Source organism: Morganella psychrotolerans (genome assembly GCF_001676055.1).
Classification (GTDB): Bacteria; Pseudomonadota; Gammaproteobacteria; order Enterobacterales; family Enterobacteriaceae; genus Morganella; species Morganella psychrotolerans_B.
This window is the reverse complement of sequence record NZ_LZEX01000012.1, coordinates 345,522-361,199: the sequence shown is the minus strand read 5'-3', so window position 1 is coordinate 361,199 and position 15,678 is coordinate 345,522. Positions and strand designations below refer to the sequence as shown.

Here is a 15,678-nt window from a genome sequence, read left to right as displayed (position 1 = left end):
AAAATAACAGAATAAAAAACGGGAGATTATCGTGATTGTGGTGTGTTATCTGAGTGTAAGCGACGGAGCCTCTTCTGCAATCAGTATGAATTCATCCTGCTCACAGAGGTAAATATGACTGACCTGCGGGCGGGTACGAAGCCCGGTCAGCATTCCGGCGTCCGTATTCAGCCGTATTCCCAGCCCGCAGGCTTTGCCGAGTGATGACGGAATATCGGTCACTGTAAACGGACAGCCTTCGGCGGTGAGGTGTTTGCGCATCGCCACCACCCCCAGCATGTTGTCAAACAGGATCAGGTAATCATTCACAGAATGGATGCCTCCGCCGGGTTTGCTGCCTGTTTCTGCAATTGCCGCAGTCCGTAAATCGCCGCGCCGATAGCCCCGGCAAATTGTCCGTCGGGATGAGTGATAACCTCTGCCCCCAGATGCTGTGACAGACGCTCACAAAAGACCTGACTGCGGCTGACCCCGCCGCTGAATAATACCGCGGGAACGGTACTCAGGCGCTTGGCAAATCCGGCAGTACGTTGTGCCATTGAATTAACAATTCCTGACAGGATCGTCTCAGGATCAACACCGGCGGATCGCAGACTGATCACTTCCGATTCAGCAAAAACCGTGCACATGCTGGAGATAGCATGTGGCTCAATACCCCGGATAGTATCATCAACGGCAGTGATATCGGTTCCCAGCGTCCGGCTTATCACATCCAGAAAACGCCCGGTTCCGGCGGCACATTTGTCATTCATCAGAAAGTCAGTGAGATGGCCCTGCTCATCCAGACGGATAACTTTGCTGTCCTGGCCGCCGATATCAATCACCGTCCGTGTCTGCGGATGCAGCCAGCGCGCGCCTATCCCGTGACAGGAGATTTCCGTGACCTGTTTATCCGCAAAATCAGCCAGTTTCCGTCCGTATCCGGTCAGGGTAAGAAACGGCGGTGAATCACACTCACCGCACAATGTTTCCCAGGCTTCAAGAATAGCTGACTGTGGCTTAAAAGGCGTCGGAATAAGAAAACGGCGCAGGATCTGCCCGCCGTTTTCATCACTGAACAGAATACCTTTTGTTGCAGTAGAGCCGGAATCAATACCAATACTCAGCATTGCTGCCCCCTTATAACATTTCAATAAAGGCGGCAATACGGGTTGCAAGCTGTCCGGTATCAGATGTGGAATAATCCGTTTCAATCGCCATATACGGAATATCATGCTTTTCGCGGATATGGCGGTTTATCAGCAGTGATTCTACCGCATAAGTGTGACATGCCTGTAAAATGACATCGATAACACCATCGACATGATAATCTGTCACCATATCACTGAGCATATTCAAACGCTGTGTATTAGGTGAAATACAGGAGCAACCGATCGCCAGGTATTTTTCGGTAAGGGCATCATAAACATCGGTCTGCGGATTTTCATCCACACATTGTTCCGTCGCTTTTGCGCCGGTACAGTTTTCATAACCAACTACCCAGCCACCGTTTTCTTCAATGATACGCACCACTTTTTCAGCCGCACCGCCGATAGGACAGCCGGTAATAAGAATGCGCGGACGCGGATCCAGACGTTTTCCTGCGGCATATTCCGCACGGACTTTCGCCGTCAGGGTTTCCAGCTCATTGATGAGCACGGTTTTATCGAATTTAAAGGTTGCACCATACACCACACTCAGAAGCTCACGCCCTGTCAGTGCCGGCGGATTCAGTTGCCCGAGGCGGTAAAATTCCGTTAATGCGCGGCGTTCACGGTTGCGTAAATCGATGGCATCGCGGATCCCCTGCTCTGTGATTTCACAGCCAAACTGCTCTTCCAGACGTTTTTGAAAGCGGATGATTTCTGAGCGCCAGAGCGCGACAGATTCTGCACTTTCACTGTTATTCGGCAATTGCATTACATGAACAGGCTTATATTCAGCCATGTATTCATACATCTTTTTCTTGCCGTCACAGGTGGTTTCACCAACAACAATGTCAGAAAAATAGAAATACGGGCATTTATCAGTTTTACCGAATCCGTAACTGCTTTTAATCAAAGGACATAAATTACGGGGTAAGGTTTTTTCTGCTTCTTCAATGGTTTCATCACTGGTGGAGCAAAGAGAAACAACAGCAGCACCGGCCGCCATAGCAATCTCCTGCGGCATAAAAGTACAGTAGGTTCCCACTAACGGAATACCCTGCTCTTTCAGTTCCATAACAGTAAGAAAGCCCTGCTGACGGGCATCGGAGAAATCAGAAAAAATAGACGGGAGTTGTGTAACTAATGACATAAGTAGACCTACCATTATCATTGCTAATATGTGGATGTGGCGTCAGGGTAGACCTATTAACAATGTGGATAATTGAGGCAAATCATATTCAGGGTGAATATACCGGAGTGAACTAAATTAACGTGATCTTTAATCACAATACCCGCTGCATTACCGCCTCTGATGAAGAGATGCTATTTCAGGGCAAATGTGTAAGATGGATTATCACCCCTCTGACGGAGTCTCTGTTATGTCTGATTTTCCTGCTGTTCCCGGCGTTTTGTTTGTTGCCGGCTTTGGCCCGGTTACCCGCGAGCCCGCACGCAGTAAACATTTTTTTGCAGACAGTGTCGGGCTGCCGCTGGCACCGATGGAGGGTGCGCCGGACTATCTGATTGCCGATCATGACAAGTTACACGGCGTCAAACATTTTGCGCTCTGGCCGCTCAGCCAGGCAGCACAATCCTGCTTTGGTCAGGATACATGGCCGCAGACCCACCCGCAGCCACAGGCGTGGGTGGAATTTGAAGTCGCGGATCTGCCCGCGGCCACCCGTTTTCTGACAGAACAGGGCTATCCGCTGCTGGTTGCGGACAGAACGGAGCCGTGGGGACAATCAGTTACCCGCCTGCAAAGCCCGGAAGGTCTGCTGGTCGGGCTGACTATCACCCCGTGGCTGCGAGATAACGCCGGGGAATAATTATCCGGCGCGTGGTGGTTGTTATCCCTGTTACTGACGCAGGCTGACAGCCACCCGGTTAAATGCATTCATCAGCGCAACAGCGATAGTCAAATCGCTCATCTCTTCATCCGTAAAATACGCTTTAACTTTCTGATACAGCGCATCATCAGTTTGCTGTGCCGACAGCTGTGTAACGGACTCCGCCCATAGCAGGGCGGCACGTTCCCGGTCAGTAAACCGCTCACTCACCTGCCAGCCCGCCAGTGCGTCCAATGTCGCCTGTGGTACTGATTTTTTGCGCAGAGCGCTGCTGTGCATCTCAAGGCAGAATGCGCAGCCGTTAATTTGTGAAACACGCAGGTAAACCAGTTCAGTCAATTCAGCACCCAGTGTACTGTTTTCCAATGCATTTTTGCAGGCTATCAGCCCTGAATACGCGGCAGGACTGAGATTCGGATACTTCAGGCGTAATTGTGACATGGCAGATTCGCTCTTTATAAAAGGTCAGTGATATCCGGTAAACCGGGAGGCGCAATAATAACTGTATATAAGAACAGTCGTACACTCATGATATGGATAAATTCACAGTATCGTTATCATAATTGTGTGATGCACTGACGTTTAAAACGGCCCTTTAAAAATAAAGAATGCGCCCACAGCAATAAAACCAAAGCCGACAAGGTGATTAAGCGTAACCCCCTCTCCCAGATACATCACAGAAAAAACCATAAACACACAAAGTGTAATCACTTCCTGAATGGTTTTCAGTTCAGCGGCACTATAATACTGATGCCCCAGCCGGTTCGCCGGAACCGCCAGGCAATACTCAGCGAGCGCTATCATCCAACTGAAAAAAATGACAACGTACAGCGGTTTATCTGTAAATTTCAGATGCCCGTACCAGGCAAACATCATGAAAATATTGGATATAACCAGAAGTATAACGGGAAAAAACTTTGCCAGCATGGGAGATCCGTCAGAGGAGAAGAGTTGTGTTTTTCTATTTTACGCTGATATTTGCAGTAATTCGATATGCATATACCCAACGTCATTCAAGCTGCAGGAAGGCGGCAAGGGAAGACAGCCGGGGAGCATACATCAGTATGTGACCCGGCTGGCTGACCGAAGCCAACGAACCTGCAGTTTGAATGAATAAGGGTATACATTGATAATTATTTCAAAGGGTAACTATCCCGCCGCGCACTTTAAAATTTGTGCTATACACGTATTCAGCCCTTTATTCTTTCTGTTAATTTCAGGAAGATTGATCCGGACAGATTGTACGACTACCGATAACCGCTTACACTAATAACATGTAAAAATAATTACTCTATATATGCGTTTACTTACTCTTATTTTATTAGTCATTTGTTTTACCGGTCATGCCGCAGCTGTCCCGCTGAACGGATACTACAAATGCGAAATATCACCCGGCAGTTACCAGAAAACACAAGGTGCACTGCGTGACTACTATTTTACGGATAAACAACGCCACGCTGTCGTTCTTTTTCAGGAAAACCGGTTTATCGTGCTCGATACACACCCGGCGCCTTATCAGTCTCCGCTTCTGGTGCCTATTCAGCAATTTGCCATGATGTCCAAAGAGGATTTGCAGGAGATCGGCGAAGATACACTGATATACGCTAAAGTTCTCGGCGGCCTTGCCTATTTTACGCCGTCAAAACACCGTTTTGTATTCGGGTTTTCCAAACGCGGCGGCGGTAATAACGGGGCTTACCTGCTGGAACTGCTCAACTGCCACAAAATCAATCAATAACTGAGCCCTGACATACTTTCATAACCGCGTCTCTCAGCCAGCTCAACGCTTCATCCCCGTCACTTCTCTGATGCCACAGCATCTGAAAATTCAGTGGTGCAATCACCAGCGGCGGTGCAAATACCTGCAATGATTCACCGATATTGTCCGGCAGCGCGCGCTGCGCTACTGTCAAAATTAAATCTGTTCCCTGTGGTAACTGTGACGCAATCTGCCAGTAAGGTATTGAAACCGCAACACGCCGCCGGTAATTAAGCAGTTGTAACTGCCGGTCTATCTCATTGGCTTCATAGGGCTTCATACTCGCCAGAATATGAGGATGGGAAAGCCAGTCTGCCATCGACATTTTACCCTCTGTGCAATACTGCTTATCCGCCACACTGACCATAATGTCCGTAAAGACCGTTTGTGTGCGCAGTGTGTAATCAGGTGCAGCAAAAACACCAAACGCAAGATCGAGGCTGCCTTCCTGTAACTTACTCTGCATCTCCTCCCGGTTGCCCTGCCAGATTTGCAGATTAACCGCAGGTGCGTTTGCCCGCAGATAACAGACAAGCTTCGCACACAATATAGCCGCGCCATAATCAGACATCGCAATATTAAAACGCCGGGCGCAATTTTCCGGACGGAAATCCTGCTGCGCTATCAAATCATCAAGCTGTCCGAGCGCCTGTGTCAGCGGGGCATAAAGTGCTTCCGCCTTGCTGGATAACTGATACTGTCCCTGCCTGCGGATAAGCAGCGGATCCTGAAATAACTCACGCAACTGATTCAGTGTATGGCTGACTGCCGGCTGGCTGCGGTGCAATGACACCGCGGCACGGCTGACATGGCGCTCCCGCAATAATGCATGAAGCGTAACAAGCTGATTTAAATCTAATTTTTTTAAGTTATTCATATGGCGAATAGTACTCTATAAAATTGATCATTTCCCGCTCATAAAAAAACACTCTATGATGGATGTTAACAAAACGTTAATCGGGAGACAACGATGACAACATTATCTTTATCAGGTATCGCCCTGATTATCTGTGCTTTTTTTGCCGGTGCTATTGTACCGGTCCAGGCCGTCAGTAACGCGGTATTAGCGCGCCATCTGGGACACCCGCTGTGGGCCAGTCTGGTTTCATTATTAATCAGTATTATTGTTTTAGCACCGTTATTATTAATATTTAAAGTACCGAAGCCGGTATTAAGTGCTGACCTGCTGCATCAGCCACTCTGGATCTGGCTGGGCGGGATAGCCGGGATGCTGTATCTGACCTCTGCCCTGATCCTGGTGCCGAAAATCGGCGGGATCACGTTTTTCGTGATGGTGATTGCCGGTCAGTTAGCAATTTCAGCTCTGATTGAGCACTTTGGTCTGTTCGGGATGCCGAAACAACCGGTTCAGATAGCAAAACTGGCAGGGATAGGCCTGGTGATCACTGGTGTTCTGGTGATGCAGTTTGCGGGCGAAAAAAAAGCCCCGTGATACTGATAACGGGGCAGGAAAAAGCACTCAAGTCGAACAAATAATAAAAAGATAGGTTTGTGTTCCCAACGTCATTCAGGATGCAGCCAACGAACCTGCAGTTTGAATGAATAAGGGTATGTCCGGAATTTTACTGCACTGCCTCAGCATCTTTCACCGCTTCCGGACGGCGTGAAGGACGCTGTAATAAAAAGACCCCGCTCAATATCAATACCATTGACAGCACTTCGGTCAGACCAATCTGTTCATTGGCAACCGTCACCCCGGCAATCAGTGCCACAACCGGCGGAATATAAGTTACAGATGAAGCAACAACCGCACCCAGATTGAGGATCAGATAGTAATAGGTCAGATACGCAATCCCGGTACCAAGCAGCCCCAGCCCGATAATCAGCCCGAGGCTGGCAGTGGTATCCTGTGCAATCGCGGTTATCCCGGTAAATGGCGTGATAAAAGTTAAAATCAGCAGCGCCAGACCAATCTGATATGTTGCCAGCGCCGGAGGAGCAATTTTTTTATCTGCCAGAAATTTTTTGGCATACACAAACGAGATCCCCACACTCAGTGAGCCCAGGATCATATACCCCACACCGGCAAGACTGATATTGTCCCCGCTGACCTGCCACGGTTTGGCGATAAGCACCACACCGGCAAACCCCAGTAAAATACCGCCTAACCGCCCGGCGGTGATTTTTTCCTGCCGCAGAAAAACAGCCGCAACAATAAAAGAGAACAACGGAATAGCCCCGCTCAGTACACCGGAAACCCCGGAGAGCAGCAGCGACGTACCGGAGGCAAATGCCCAGTAATAAATCACTGTAGCCAGCAGCGCCATCACCAGAAAATGCCCGGTATAACGCAGATGCGATTTACATAATGCTTTTTGTGTCCACGCCAGAATCGCTATCGGAACAAAGCCGAACATAACCCGCAGAAACACAATTTGTACCGGGGTTATCCACTCACTTGCCCAGCGCATAAATACAAAATTAGTGCCCCAGATAATGCCCAGAAAGGCAAATGCCAGCGCGGTTTTGTTATTCATTTGTTCATCACTCCCTTTACTCTCCTTTTTCTGATGGCGCTATTGTTCAAAATCAGCGGGTGTGTTACAACCGATTTAAATTCGCTTATGAAATACAAAAACTATTCTATGGGTGCTGTTCTGTGAATGCTTATCCACCGATGAAAGCCTTGCTGGCATTTGAGGCTGCCGTACGTCTCGGCAGTTTTATTAATGCTGCTGAATCTTTGCATGTGACGCCGGGAGCAGTCAGTCAGCAGATCAAAAAGCTGGAGGAAGAGCTGGGTGTCATGCTCTTTCACCGGGAGATCCGCAAACTGACCGTGACGGAAACAGGTCAGAAATACTATCGCTTAATTTTACCTGCGCTGGAGCTTATCCGCAGTGCGGGTGAAAAAATTCGCTACAGCGCACACCACCAACTGACGATTTCGATGCCGCCCGGGCTTGCGGCAAAATGGTTCTCTCCGCGGATGAGTGATTTTGTCAGAGCTTTTCCGGGGCTGGATCTTCATCTGAATGCCACGGCAGCCCTGGTTTCACTGGAAACCGATAATGTGGATTTAGCGGTCCGCTATTGCAGTCACTCTCAGGTACAGCCGGGCTGGATACGGCTGACTGATGCACCCTGCCGTCTGTTCTGTCATCCGGATTACGCAGCGCGTTTTGCACTCAATTCCCCGTCAGATCTGACAAACGTAACACTGCTGCATACCACGCTGTATCCTTACTGGGACGCCTGGCTGAAGCAGCACGCAGGTTTAGCGCACGAAAAAACAACGCTTCCCGGCGGGCTGCATTTTGATCAGATTTTGCTGGCGATTGATGCCGCAAAACATCAGCAGGGCGTGCTTATCGCCAATGATTTTCTGGTGGAAGATGAACTGACACAACAGACACTTCAGCCGCTTTTTCCGGATCTCACCTGGCAGCCCGGCAAAGGCTTTTATCTGCTGCGTAACCGCCATAGTGCGGATCCTGCGATGGTCAGTGCGGTCAGTGACTGGCTTCATCACACCTTTATGCCCGCATCGGAGAATAAATAATATATTCAACTATGCCCGCATCGGAGAATAAATAATATATTCAACATCATTTATTATTATCAATTACTTTACTATATATATTTAATCACAGTGAGTCATTATATGACTCAACTTAATAACTCATTGTTATTAATAACTAAGACAGTAAACTCGTCGATTTTAAATTAAAATAAAATCCTTTCACATCAAACGATAAAAATAATATCACCTGCAAATAAAGTCACTACCATGCATTATTTCAATTAATACCAATATAGTTAATTGATTATTTAAATTAAACCTGATAATTCATTATTAAATAAACGAATTTTACTTTGAAAATTAATTAACAGCGTTATCATCCCGATGGCATTCAATTAAGAGTGCCAATAAAAAGGATGGAAATATGAAAAAAACAAATGTCCCATATGGAAGTGATGTCTCCTCCGGAACTTATACCTGCTGTGATTGCGGATATATTTATTCCAATCAGAGCAAATCATCACTCCCGCCCTGCCCTAACTTCAAAAAATCACCGCATCCGAAACGTGCATGGGATATAAAAACCGGCCGGGGAGATGCAAAAGACGATCCTTATCCTGCGTCATAACAGGCAAACGGCGGGGGGAGAGTTCCCCGCCGTTTCATTCAGTGCGACAATCAGTAAATACGGCTATTTTTTACCGGCAGATGTTGGTTTTTGCTCTGCGATACGCGTCATCATATCCTTAATAACATACGCATATACGCGCAGATGCCCGTCTTCGTCCCTCTCAGAATAAGCGCCCTGTAATTCCGGGGCAAAGCCCGGGAAACGATCGGCTGTCTCTTCCAGTGCCAGAAAATAGTGCTGAACCGGCGCTTCCCATACTTCGCCCGGCACCACACACAGCACACCCGGCGGATACGGCAGCGCACCTTCAGCAGCAATGCGCCCCGCAATATCCGCCACTGCCACCCGTTCCGTGTTGCCACGGACAAATTCGGTATGTGCCACTTTCGGCGACATCCGCACCGCCGGAAAATGCGTGCGCCGGAACATCTCTTTCTGCCGCTGCTTTACATTGTGTCTGACAAATAAATCATGCATCTCCTGACATAACTGGCGCAATGTATACCCCGTATAACGCTCCGGATATGTGCGGCAGAGTGACGGCAACACCGTTTCCAGCGGTGAATCCGTATTCAGTAACTGCTCAAAGCGGGCAATTTGCCGGACCAGATGTTGCATTTTTTCTGTTGTTTCTGCCGGTGTCAGTAAAAATAAAATGGAATTGAGGTCGCATTTCTCCGCCACAATATTATTTTCCCGCAAATAATACGCCAGTATTGTTGCAGGTACACCAAACGCCTCATATTCCCCCGAGCAGACATCCACACCCGGGGTGGTCAGCAGCAGTTTACAGGGATCGACAAAATACTGATCTTCCGCATACCCGTCAAAGCCATGCCAGCGCTCACCCGGGATAAAATTAAAAAAGCGCCGGTCGGTGGCAATAACCTCCGTTTCTGCGTCAGCCCACGGGCGTCCGTTCACCATCTCCGGGATAAACGGACGGATAAACTGACAGGTGCGCAGCAACAGTTTGCGTGCCTCAATCCCTGTTCTCACGCATTCCGCCCACAGCCGTTTTCCGTGCTCCCCCGCGTGCATTTTCGCGTTTACATCCAGCGCGGCAAACAAGGGATAAAACGGGCTGGTGGAGGCATGCATCATAAACGCGTTATTCATCTGTTTATGAGAGACATACCGCGCCTGTCCTTTGATATGACGGTCTTTTTTATGAATTTGTGATGCCTGGGAGAACCCTGCCATCTGTTTATGAACGGATTGCGTGACCAGGATGCCGGGATCATTTTCATTGAGCTCTAATAGTAACGGAGAACACATCTGCATCATCGGGATAAACTGCTCATATCCCACCCAGGCAGAATCAAACAAAATGTAGTCACACAGGGAACCAATGCTGTCCACGACCTGACGGGCGTTATATACCGTGCCGTCATAGGTGCCGAGCTGGATAACCGCCAGACGGAACGGACGTGCCTGTGTTTCCCGCCCGGGAGCAGCTTCTGCAATCCGTGCCCGCAGATAATCCTCATCAAAACAGCGGGCATCTATCCCCCCGATTAACCCGAAAGGATTACGGGCGGCCTCCAGATACACCGGGGTCGCCCCCGCCTGAATCAGTGCGCCGTGATGATTTGATTTGTGATTATTGCGATCAAACAGTACCAGGTCGCCCGGCGTCAGCAACGCATTGAGTACCACCTTGTTTGATGAAGACGTGCCGTTAAGCACAAAATAGGTTTTGTCGGCATTGAATACCGTTGCCGCATGTTGCTGAGCCGCACAGGCCGCGCCCTCGTGGATCAGTAAATCACCCAGAGCGGCATCGGCATTGCACAAATCAGAACGGAAAATGGCATCACCGAAGTAGTCCGCAAACTGACGCCCGGTGGGATGACGGCGGAAGAATTCCCCGCCCTGATGACCGGGACAGGCAAATGATGTCATATTTTGTGCGGTATAATTCATCATACGCCCGAAAAATGGCGGCGACAGCCCGTCACTGTAGGCCTGCGCCGCCTGAAGCAACATCTGCGGGTAAACGCCGCTATCATCCTTATTCAGATTAATAACCCCGGTAATCCCCTGCGGTACAGATGTTATCACCGCTTCGTCTTTGCCAATTATCACAAAAACCGGCTGACCAAACCCCTGCTGTGCAATACGCAAAAACTGTCCGTTTTTTATATCATCTGTTGTGATAAGGCACAGTGACACCCCGGTAAAATCACACTCTGCAAGGGAAACCACCTCACAAGGCATATCTGTCAGATCAGTGAGCAGCGCGCCGAAGGCAGCACTGAAAAGAGAGCTGACAGCAAATTTTTTATTTTTCATAGTAATCCGGCATGATTATTATCCCTGACACGGGGTGTCAGCAGAAAAAGGAAACGGGCTTTTCGGTAATAATACGATGGTAAACAGAAATTACAGAAAGGATGGCCTGCGGGCCATAAAGTGACTGAAGTCAAAGCAGCTGCGATGGGAAAACTGCATCAGATGTGTGACACGTCTGATGTGCGGCCGGGAACGGTTATTATTTTCCATAGCACAGATTCCGGAAACAGGCGGAAAGACCGCCGGGATGGCGGTCATCATAGCATGAGAAACACAGAGAATTACATCCTGTTTACGGCGTTATTTTCTGGTTTGCGCGGCTGTTTTCCGCATGAGAAAAACGGGTATCGGTCAGTTGAAAACTAAAATCATCCCTGTCAATCATGCCGGTAATGTTATCTGAGTCATACAGTGCAAGGGCAAACTCCGCCATCTGTCCGCTGGTATGGTAGCGCCCGAAAGCCGTGTCATAATCATACGAGTCCACCTTATTTGCCACCTGACCAAATGCCGTCTGTGTCGCCGCCGGTGCCAGAACTTTGGCACGCAGTTTAGCCCCGCAGCGGGTAAGCTCCCGCGCCAGCCCTTCCGTGTACGCGCTGACAAAGAATTTCGTGGCGCAATAAGTGACCGCTGACGGGACAATCGTATAGCCCCCCGCCGAACTGATATTAATGAGCTGTGCGCCGTCAACATGCTGATAATCCTGTACATACAGTGCGGACAGAACCATCAGCGCATTCACATTCAGCGCGATCATTTTTTCCGCCTCTGCGACGGCCTGCTCCGCCACACTGCCGTAATAACCAAAACCGGCATTATTGATCCACGTAATAATAGTCAGATCTGACAGAGAACGATAAAGCGCCGCCGCACTGCCGGGCGCAGATAAATCACACACCCGGATTTCCACATTTACCTGCGGGTTAAGTTGCATCAATTCTGCTTTCAGTTCCTGCAATATGACTTCCCGCCGCGCCACCAGCACCACACTGCTGCCCCGCAGGACAAATGCCACAGCAAGCGCCCGCCCGATACCGGAACTTGCGCCGGTGATCACCACATAATTCTGACTGTTCATACAAACCTCCTTTGACATTAGTCAGCGGAGCGTAAAAGATAGAGTGAACTCAAGGTCAAGAGGTTTGTATGTATTATTCAATCAGCCAGTTTTCTGTATTAACCGGTTTTAGTGTCCATACGCTGCGGTTTTATGAAAAAGCCGGCATTCTGGCGCCTTTGCGCCTGGAAAATAATCACCGTAGTTACTCCGCCCGTGATATCGAATGGATAACCTTTATTACACGGCTGAAAGAAACGGGTATGCCGCTGAAAGAAATAAAATATTATGCAGATTTACGGGCGCAGGGAGATGAAACCGCGCAGGCGCGCATGCTGTTATTACAGCAGCACAATGAGACATTGCGCCAACGGATAGCGGTACTCAATGAAAGTGTTCAACATCTGGATAAAAAAATCAGTTACTACAATACCTTGCTTAATCCTGAGACAAAGTAACCACAGACAAAAACCGCTTTTATCGCTCTGCCGCACAATACAGGGATCACTGTGCCGCATCAGGGCACAGTGATAACTATAACGCCGTTAATCCGTGGGGGTAAGACGAAATCTTTCCACTGAATTTTGTAACGTCTGAGTCTGTTGCTCCAGCCCTGCAGCAGTTTCAGATACTTTTGCAACCAGCGCCGCATTTTGCTGTGTAACCGTATCCATCTGTGTGATCGCTGTTCCGACCTGCAATATTCCCTTGGTCTGCTCATCTGAGGCAACCGCAATCTCTTTCATAATAGAGGTCACTTCTGTTGCGGCTCTGACTATCGCTTCCATCGTTTCGCCGCCACCGGCAACCAATTCAATGCCCTGATCAACACGGGAAACGGCATTGGCTATCAGCCGCTCAATCTCTTTTGCCGCATCCGCACTGCTGCTGGCAAGATTGCGCACTTCTCCGGCGACCACCATAAAACCTCGTCCGTGAACACCCGCTCTTGCCGCTTCAATCGATGCATTCAGTGCCAGAATATTCGTCTGGAAAGCGATACTGTTAATCACACTGGTAATTTCGGCTATTTTCCGTGAACTATCAGAAATATCATCCATGGTACGGATAACAGACGCTATCATCTCATGCCCCTGATGCGCCGTTGAGGACGTCACTTCTGCCAGTTCACTGGCATGCCCGGCATTATCGGCATTCAGTTTAACCGTGGCCGTTATCTCTTCCATGCTCGCCGCGGTCTGTTCCAGCGCCGCAGCCTGCTGCTCGGTCCGTGAGGACAGATCAGTATTGCCGCGCGCAATTTCAGCCGCACTCTCTCTCAGGGTATCACTGCCTTCACGGATGGAATGAACAGCATCACGCAGACTGCTTTGCATCTCACTGAGCAGCGGAAACAATTTACCGACACAGTTGCGACCGGCAGCTTCACTTTCCACCGGCTGACTAAGGTCACCGCCGGCTATGCGGCGAAAATGCTGACGCACATCCGTCAGCGGACGCTGCATCATAATAACCAGATATCTGTCAGCAAAAATCAGCACCAGAAGGCCGAAAATTGTCCCGGCAATAATCACTATCCGCGTGGCGGCCATCCGCTCATCCACCAGCAGCCGCGTTTTTTCTATCTGAGCATCCGCTACCTGTATATATTCCACCGTTGCCGCACCAAAATCCCGGCTCAGTTGCGGTGTCACATTATGAGACTGATTGCGGTATACCGCGATATCACCCTGCACCGCCAGTTGCATCTGTACTTTAATACCCTCATCAAGCAGAGCCTGCCAGCGGGCGATAATATTGTCAGAGACCTGCGGATCCATCGGGCCCGGGGAGATCTCTTTCATCTGTATCAGGCGTTGCTCCATATTTTTCAGCGCTTCCTCAGATTGTGCAAAATCAGGTTTTTCACCTTCTGATTTTCTTTCCATCTCACGATTCAGCCGGGAGACAAACCGGAAATACTGATCATTTCCCTGATTTAACACAGTCAGTTGCGTGACTAACTGGCGATCAGTCGTATTACCTGCGGATACTCTCGACAGCGACCAGTCACTGTAAAAACTTACGCATCCTAATGTCAGGCACAAAATACCGAGTATCGACAACATGACGAACCGGATGGACAAATTTCGAAGTATCCACATACAATTTCCTTTATGGTGCGATAAAATGATCTGAAAAAGCTATACAGATCCTGTTATCGGCAGAAAATCCGAAAGGTATACTTTTTTATTATTGGTATGTTACCAATAAATATGTTGTTTTTAACAATGTAATATGCCCCGGATCTGCGGGGATTAAATACCTCTATCCTGTTGTTAATTAAAACTTATGTTTCAATCCCAGCATCACAAAATACAGCCTGCTATTTTCATACACACCACTGATACCCGGCTGCTCAAATGGCATATCACCGATCCGGACAAACGTATAGCCAAGCTCAATAGTTGTTGACGGTATTATCTGATAATCCCCGCCTAAACCAAAACGCCATGCTTTTCCCATCGGGATATTAACCGTCCGGTTGACATCATTAACGGGACTGCTGTCATACGCAATACCTGTACTGAGTCTGAATTTCTCTGAAACCGAAAATTGAGTACCAAGGCTTGCATGCCACGTATCCTGATACCCTAAATTTTTGGTTGTATTAAATTGTGCATATGAAATATCCATTTCACCGAAACGTGACCACTCCTGCCAGTTAATACTGCCCAATAATGTCCATTGATCATTTAGCTGATGATAACCGCTCAATGTCAGACTTTGTGGCATAACAATATTAATCCGGCTGTTCTGCGCAATATCAGCACCGGGAAATAAATCCCCATTCAGCCGCCATTCGGATTCAGAAACATAATTTAAGCCAATGCGGGTATTCTCATCCTTTTCATAAATAACCCCCAGTGACGCCGCATATGCCCGGTCATTTGCGCTGAAATTTAATTTGGCGGCAGAAGACATATTTGGCAAAGGCGTGCTTTTCATTTCAATTTTTCCCTGCGAGGCTATCAGACTCATACCAACAGACCATTGCGGATTTATCCGCAGAGCCAGACTCGGTGCCATCGCAATACCGGTAATATTCCCATACTGAATATAACGGCTGCCGCTCCACTGCGGGTCGTAACTCAGCCCCAGCCCGTGGCTGCCAAACAGACCAATACCGGCAGACCAGCGTTCATTTAATTCATGAGTGACATAAAGAGTGCCGAGCGGCGCTGTCTGCACCGGATTTCCGCCGGAAACACCGCCATTATCCAGCTTTATTGTCATATCACCGCTAACGACTCCGGCACTTAATTGTATTTGTGTTCCGTCAAGTAAGACCATTCCGGCTGGATTTCCGGCAATTGTTGACGGCCCCTGCGCCTTTGCAGCCGATCCCGCATTGGCGGATGCGCTGTTATCCGGACTGGTTTCATATAATGCCAATCCTCCGGCAAGAGCCGGACTGTTAAATAAAAATGTCAGCAATAACCCGTTAATATATTTATTCATTTTAGGTAAA

Annotated in this window: 18 protein-coding genes; 6 read left to right on the top strand and 12 right to left on the bottom strand. The window is 48.6% G+C overall.

Features of this window, described 5'->3' with window-relative positions; translation table 11 throughout:
* Positions 1-45 precede the first annotated feature (45 nt).
* Genes AYY17_RS10125 through AYY17_RS10115 form a run of 3 tightly spaced genes read right to left on the bottom strand, consistent with a single transcriptional unit; the run spans position 46 to position 2,277 of the window.
* Positions 46-309 carry a putative Se/S carrier-like protein gene (locus AYY17_RS10125; protein ID WP_067423420.1) on the bottom strand — a complete coding sequence of 88 codons (264 nt, stop codon included), beginning with the start codon at positions 307-309 and terminating at the stop codon, positions 46-48.
* Positions 306-1,109 (bottom strand): acyl-CoA dehydratase activase, encoded by an 804-nt coding sequence (locus tag AYY17_RS10120; protein WP_067423418.1) that lies wholly within the window; start codon positions 1,107-1,109, stop codon positions 306-308. Before AYY17_RS10120 ends, AYY17_RS10125 begins: the two co-directional genes overlap by 4 nt.
* Before the next feature lie 10 nt (positions 1,110-1,119).
* Entirely contained in the window at positions 1,120-2,277 is a 1,158-nt protein-coding gene (locus AYY17_RS10115) for a double-cubane-cluster-containing anaerobic reductase (protein WP_067363930.1), read from the bottom strand.
* Positions 2,278-2,506: 229 nt separating this feature from the next.
* On the opposite strand from AYY17_RS10115, the gene AYY17_RS10110 reads away from it, so the two are divergent.
* Positions 2,507-2,956 carry a VOC family protein gene (locus AYY17_RS10110; RefSeq protein ID WP_067423416.1) on the top strand — a complete coding sequence of 150 codons (450 nt, stop codon included), beginning with the start codon at positions 2,507-2,509 and terminating at the stop codon, positions 2,954-2,956.
* 30 nt (positions 2,957-2,986) lie between these two features.
* Here the strand turns inward: AYY17_RS10110 and AYY17_RS10105 are convergent, their stop codons facing one another.
* Both AYY17_RS10105 and AYY17_RS10100 read right to left on the bottom strand, forming a co-directional pair.
* The gene (locus AYY17_RS10105) at positions 2,987-3,418 is read right to left on the bottom strand and encodes a carboxymuconolactone decarboxylase family protein (protein ID WP_067423414.1); all 432 of its coding nucleotides are present in this window, start codon (positions 3,416-3,418) and stop codon (positions 2,987-2,989) included.
* 141 nt (positions 3,419-3,559) lie between these two features.
* On the bottom strand, positions 3,560-3,904 hold the full coding sequence (locus AYY17_RS10100) for a DMT family protein (RefSeq protein ID WP_067423412.1): 345 nt from the start codon (positions 3,902-3,904) through the stop codon (positions 3,560-3,562).
* Between the two features lie 370 nt (positions 3,905-4,274).
* On the opposite strand from AYY17_RS10100, the gene AYY17_RS10095 reads away from it, so the two are divergent.
* On the top strand, positions 4,275-4,715 hold the full coding sequence (locus AYY17_RS10095; protein WP_067423410.1) for a hypothetical protein: 441 nt from the start codon (positions 4,275-4,277) through the stop codon (positions 4,713-4,715).
* Here AYY17_RS10095 and AYY17_RS10090 read toward each other — a convergent pair.
* Positions 4,705-5,613 (bottom strand): LysR family transcriptional regulator, encoded by a 909-nt coding sequence (locus AYY17_RS10090; protein ID WP_067423408.1) that lies wholly within the window; start codon positions 5,611-5,613, stop codon positions 4,705-4,707. The genes AYY17_RS10095 and AYY17_RS10090 overlap by 11 nt on opposite strands.
* Positions 5,614-5,706: 93 nt before the next feature.
* Here AYY17_RS10090 and AYY17_RS10085 point away from each other — a divergent pair, with 93 nt between their 5' ends.
* Positions 5,707-6,189 (top strand): DMT family transporter, encoded by a 483-nt coding sequence (locus AYY17_RS10085; RefSeq protein WP_067423407.1) that lies wholly within the window; start codon positions 5,707-5,709, stop codon positions 6,187-6,189.
* Positions 6,190-6,319: 130 nt separating this feature from the next.
* Here AYY17_RS10085 and AYY17_RS10080 read toward each other — a convergent pair whose 3' ends face one another.
* A complete protein-coding gene (locus tag AYY17_RS10080; RefSeq protein WP_067423405.1) occupies positions 6,320-7,234 on the bottom strand; it encodes a DMT family transporter in 915 nt (304 codons plus the stop codon).
* Positions 7,235-7,356: 122 nt separating this feature from the next.
* Here AYY17_RS10080 and AYY17_RS10075 point away from each other — a divergent pair, with 122 nt between their 5' ends.
* Together AYY17_RS10075 and AYY17_RS10070 are read left to right on the top strand one after the other, a co-directional pair.
* Complete coding sequence (locus AYY17_RS10075; RefSeq protein WP_412779018.1) at positions 7,357-8,259, top strand: LysR substrate-binding domain-containing protein; 903 nt, start codon at positions 7,357-7,359, stop codon at positions 8,257-8,259.
* A 385-nt stretch (positions 8,260-8,644) separates the two neighbouring features.
* Positions 8,645-8,848: a hypothetical protein gene (locus AYY17_RS10070; protein ID WP_067423404.1), complete on the top strand. Its 204-nt coding sequence runs from the start codon at positions 8,645-8,647 to the stop codon at positions 8,846-8,848.
* Between the two features lie 63 nt (positions 8,849-8,911).
* On the opposite strand, the gene speC is transcribed toward AYY17_RS10070, so the two are convergent.
* The 3 genes from speC to AYY17_RS10060 all read right to left on the bottom strand — a co-directional run bounded on the left by speC (position 8,912) and on the right by AYY17_RS10060 (position 12,227).
* Positions 8,912-11,146, bottom strand: a complete 2,235-nt coding sequence (speC, locus tag AYY17_RS10065; protein ID WP_082981355.1) for an ornithine decarboxylase — start codon at positions 11,144-11,146, stop codon at positions 8,912-8,914.
* Positions 11,147-11,236: 90 nt separating this feature from the next.
* Positions 11,237-11,356, bottom strand: a complete 120-nt coding sequence (locus AYY17_RS22775; RefSeq protein ID WP_235845336.1) for a hypothetical protein — start codon at positions 11,354-11,356, stop codon at positions 11,237-11,239.
* Positions 11,357-11,438: 82 nt separating this feature from the next.
* Positions 11,439-12,227 (bottom strand): SDR family NAD(P)-dependent oxidoreductase, encoded by a 789-nt coding sequence (locus tag AYY17_RS10060; RefSeq protein ID WP_067423401.1) that lies wholly within the window; start codon positions 12,225-12,227, stop codon positions 11,439-11,441.
* A gap of 68 nt (positions 12,228-12,295) precedes the next feature.
* On the opposite strand from AYY17_RS10060, the gene AYY17_RS10055 reads away from it, so the two are divergent.
* The gene (locus tag AYY17_RS10055; RefSeq protein WP_067423399.1) at positions 12,296-12,664 is read left to right on the top strand and encodes a MerR family transcriptional regulator; all 369 of its coding nucleotides are present in this window, start codon (positions 12,296-12,298) and stop codon (positions 12,662-12,664) included.
* Positions 12,665-12,751: 87 nt separating this feature from the next.
* Here the strand turns inward: AYY17_RS10055 and AYY17_RS10050 are convergent, their stop codons facing one another.
* Positions 12,752-14,311, bottom strand: a complete 1,560-nt coding sequence (locus tag AYY17_RS10050; protein WP_202906400.1) for a methyl-accepting chemotaxis protein — start codon at positions 14,309-14,311, stop codon at positions 12,752-12,754.
* Between the two features lie 178 nt (positions 14,312-14,489).
* Entirely contained in the window at positions 14,490-15,668 is a 1,179-nt protein-coding gene (locus tag AYY17_RS10045; protein ID WP_067423396.1) for an OmpP1/FadL family transporter, read from the bottom strand.
* Between the last annotated feature and the right edge of the window lie 10 nt (positions 15,669-15,678).

Coding starts and splice junctions, on each gene's coding strand:
- AYY17_RS10120 (WP_067423418.1), bottom strand. CDS start 1,109: ATGCTGAGTATTGGTATTGATTCCGGCTCTACTGCAACAAAAGGTATT.
- AYY17_RS10115 (WP_067363930.1), bottom strand. CDS start 2,277: ATGTCATTAGTTACACAACTCCCGTCTATTTTTTCTGATTTCTCCGAT.
- AYY17_RS10110 (WP_067423416.1), top strand. CDS start 2,507: ATGTCTGATTTTCCTGCTGTTCCCGGCGTTTTGTTTGTTGCCGGCTTT.
- AYY17_RS10105 (WP_067423414.1), bottom strand. CDS start 3,418: ATGTCACAATTACGCCTGAAGTATCCGAATCTCAGTCCTGCCGCGTAT.
- AYY17_RS10100 (WP_067423412.1), bottom strand. CDS start 3,904: ATGCTGGCAAAGTTTTTTCCCGTTATACTTCTGGTTATATCCAATATT.
- AYY17_RS10095 (WP_067423410.1), top strand. CDS start 4,275: ATGCGTTTACTTACTCTTATTTTATTAGTCATTTGTTTTACCGGTCAT.
- AYY17_RS10090 (WP_067423408.1), bottom strand. CDS start 5,613: ATGAATAACTTAAAAAAATTAGATTTAAATCAGCTTGTTACGCTTCAT.
- AYY17_RS10085 (WP_067423407.1), top strand. CDS start 5,707: ATGACAACATTATCTTTATCAGGTATCGCCCTGATTATCTGTGCTTTT.
- AYY17_RS10080 (WP_067423405.1), bottom strand. CDS start 7,234: ATGAATAACAAAACCGCGCTGGCATTTGCCTTTCTGGGCATTATCTGG.
- AYY17_RS10070 (WP_067423404.1), top strand. CDS start 8,645: ATGAAAAAAACAAATGTCCCATATGGAAGTGATGTCTCCTCCGGAACT.
- speC (WP_082981355.1), bottom strand. CDS start 11,146: ATGAAAAATAAAAAATTTGCTGTCAGCTCTCTTTTCAGTGCTGCCTTC.
- AYY17_RS22775 (WP_235845336.1), bottom strand. CDS start 11,356: ATGGAAAATAATAACCGTTCCCGGCCGCACATCAGACGTGTCACACAT.
- AYY17_RS10060 (WP_067423401.1), bottom strand. CDS start 12,227: ATGAACAGTCAGAATTATGTGGTGATCACCGGCGCAAGTTCCGGTATC.
- AYY17_RS10055 (WP_067423399.1), top strand. CDS start 12,296: ATGTATTATTCAATCAGCCAGTTTTCTGTATTAACCGGTTTTAGTGTC.
- AYY17_RS10050 (WP_202906400.1), bottom strand. CDS start 14,311: ATGTGGATACTTCGAAATTTGTCCATCCGGTTCGTCATGTTGTCGATA.
- AYY17_RS10045 (WP_067423396.1), bottom strand. CDS start 15,668: ATGAATAAATATATTAACGGGTTATTGCTGACATTTTTATTTAACAGT.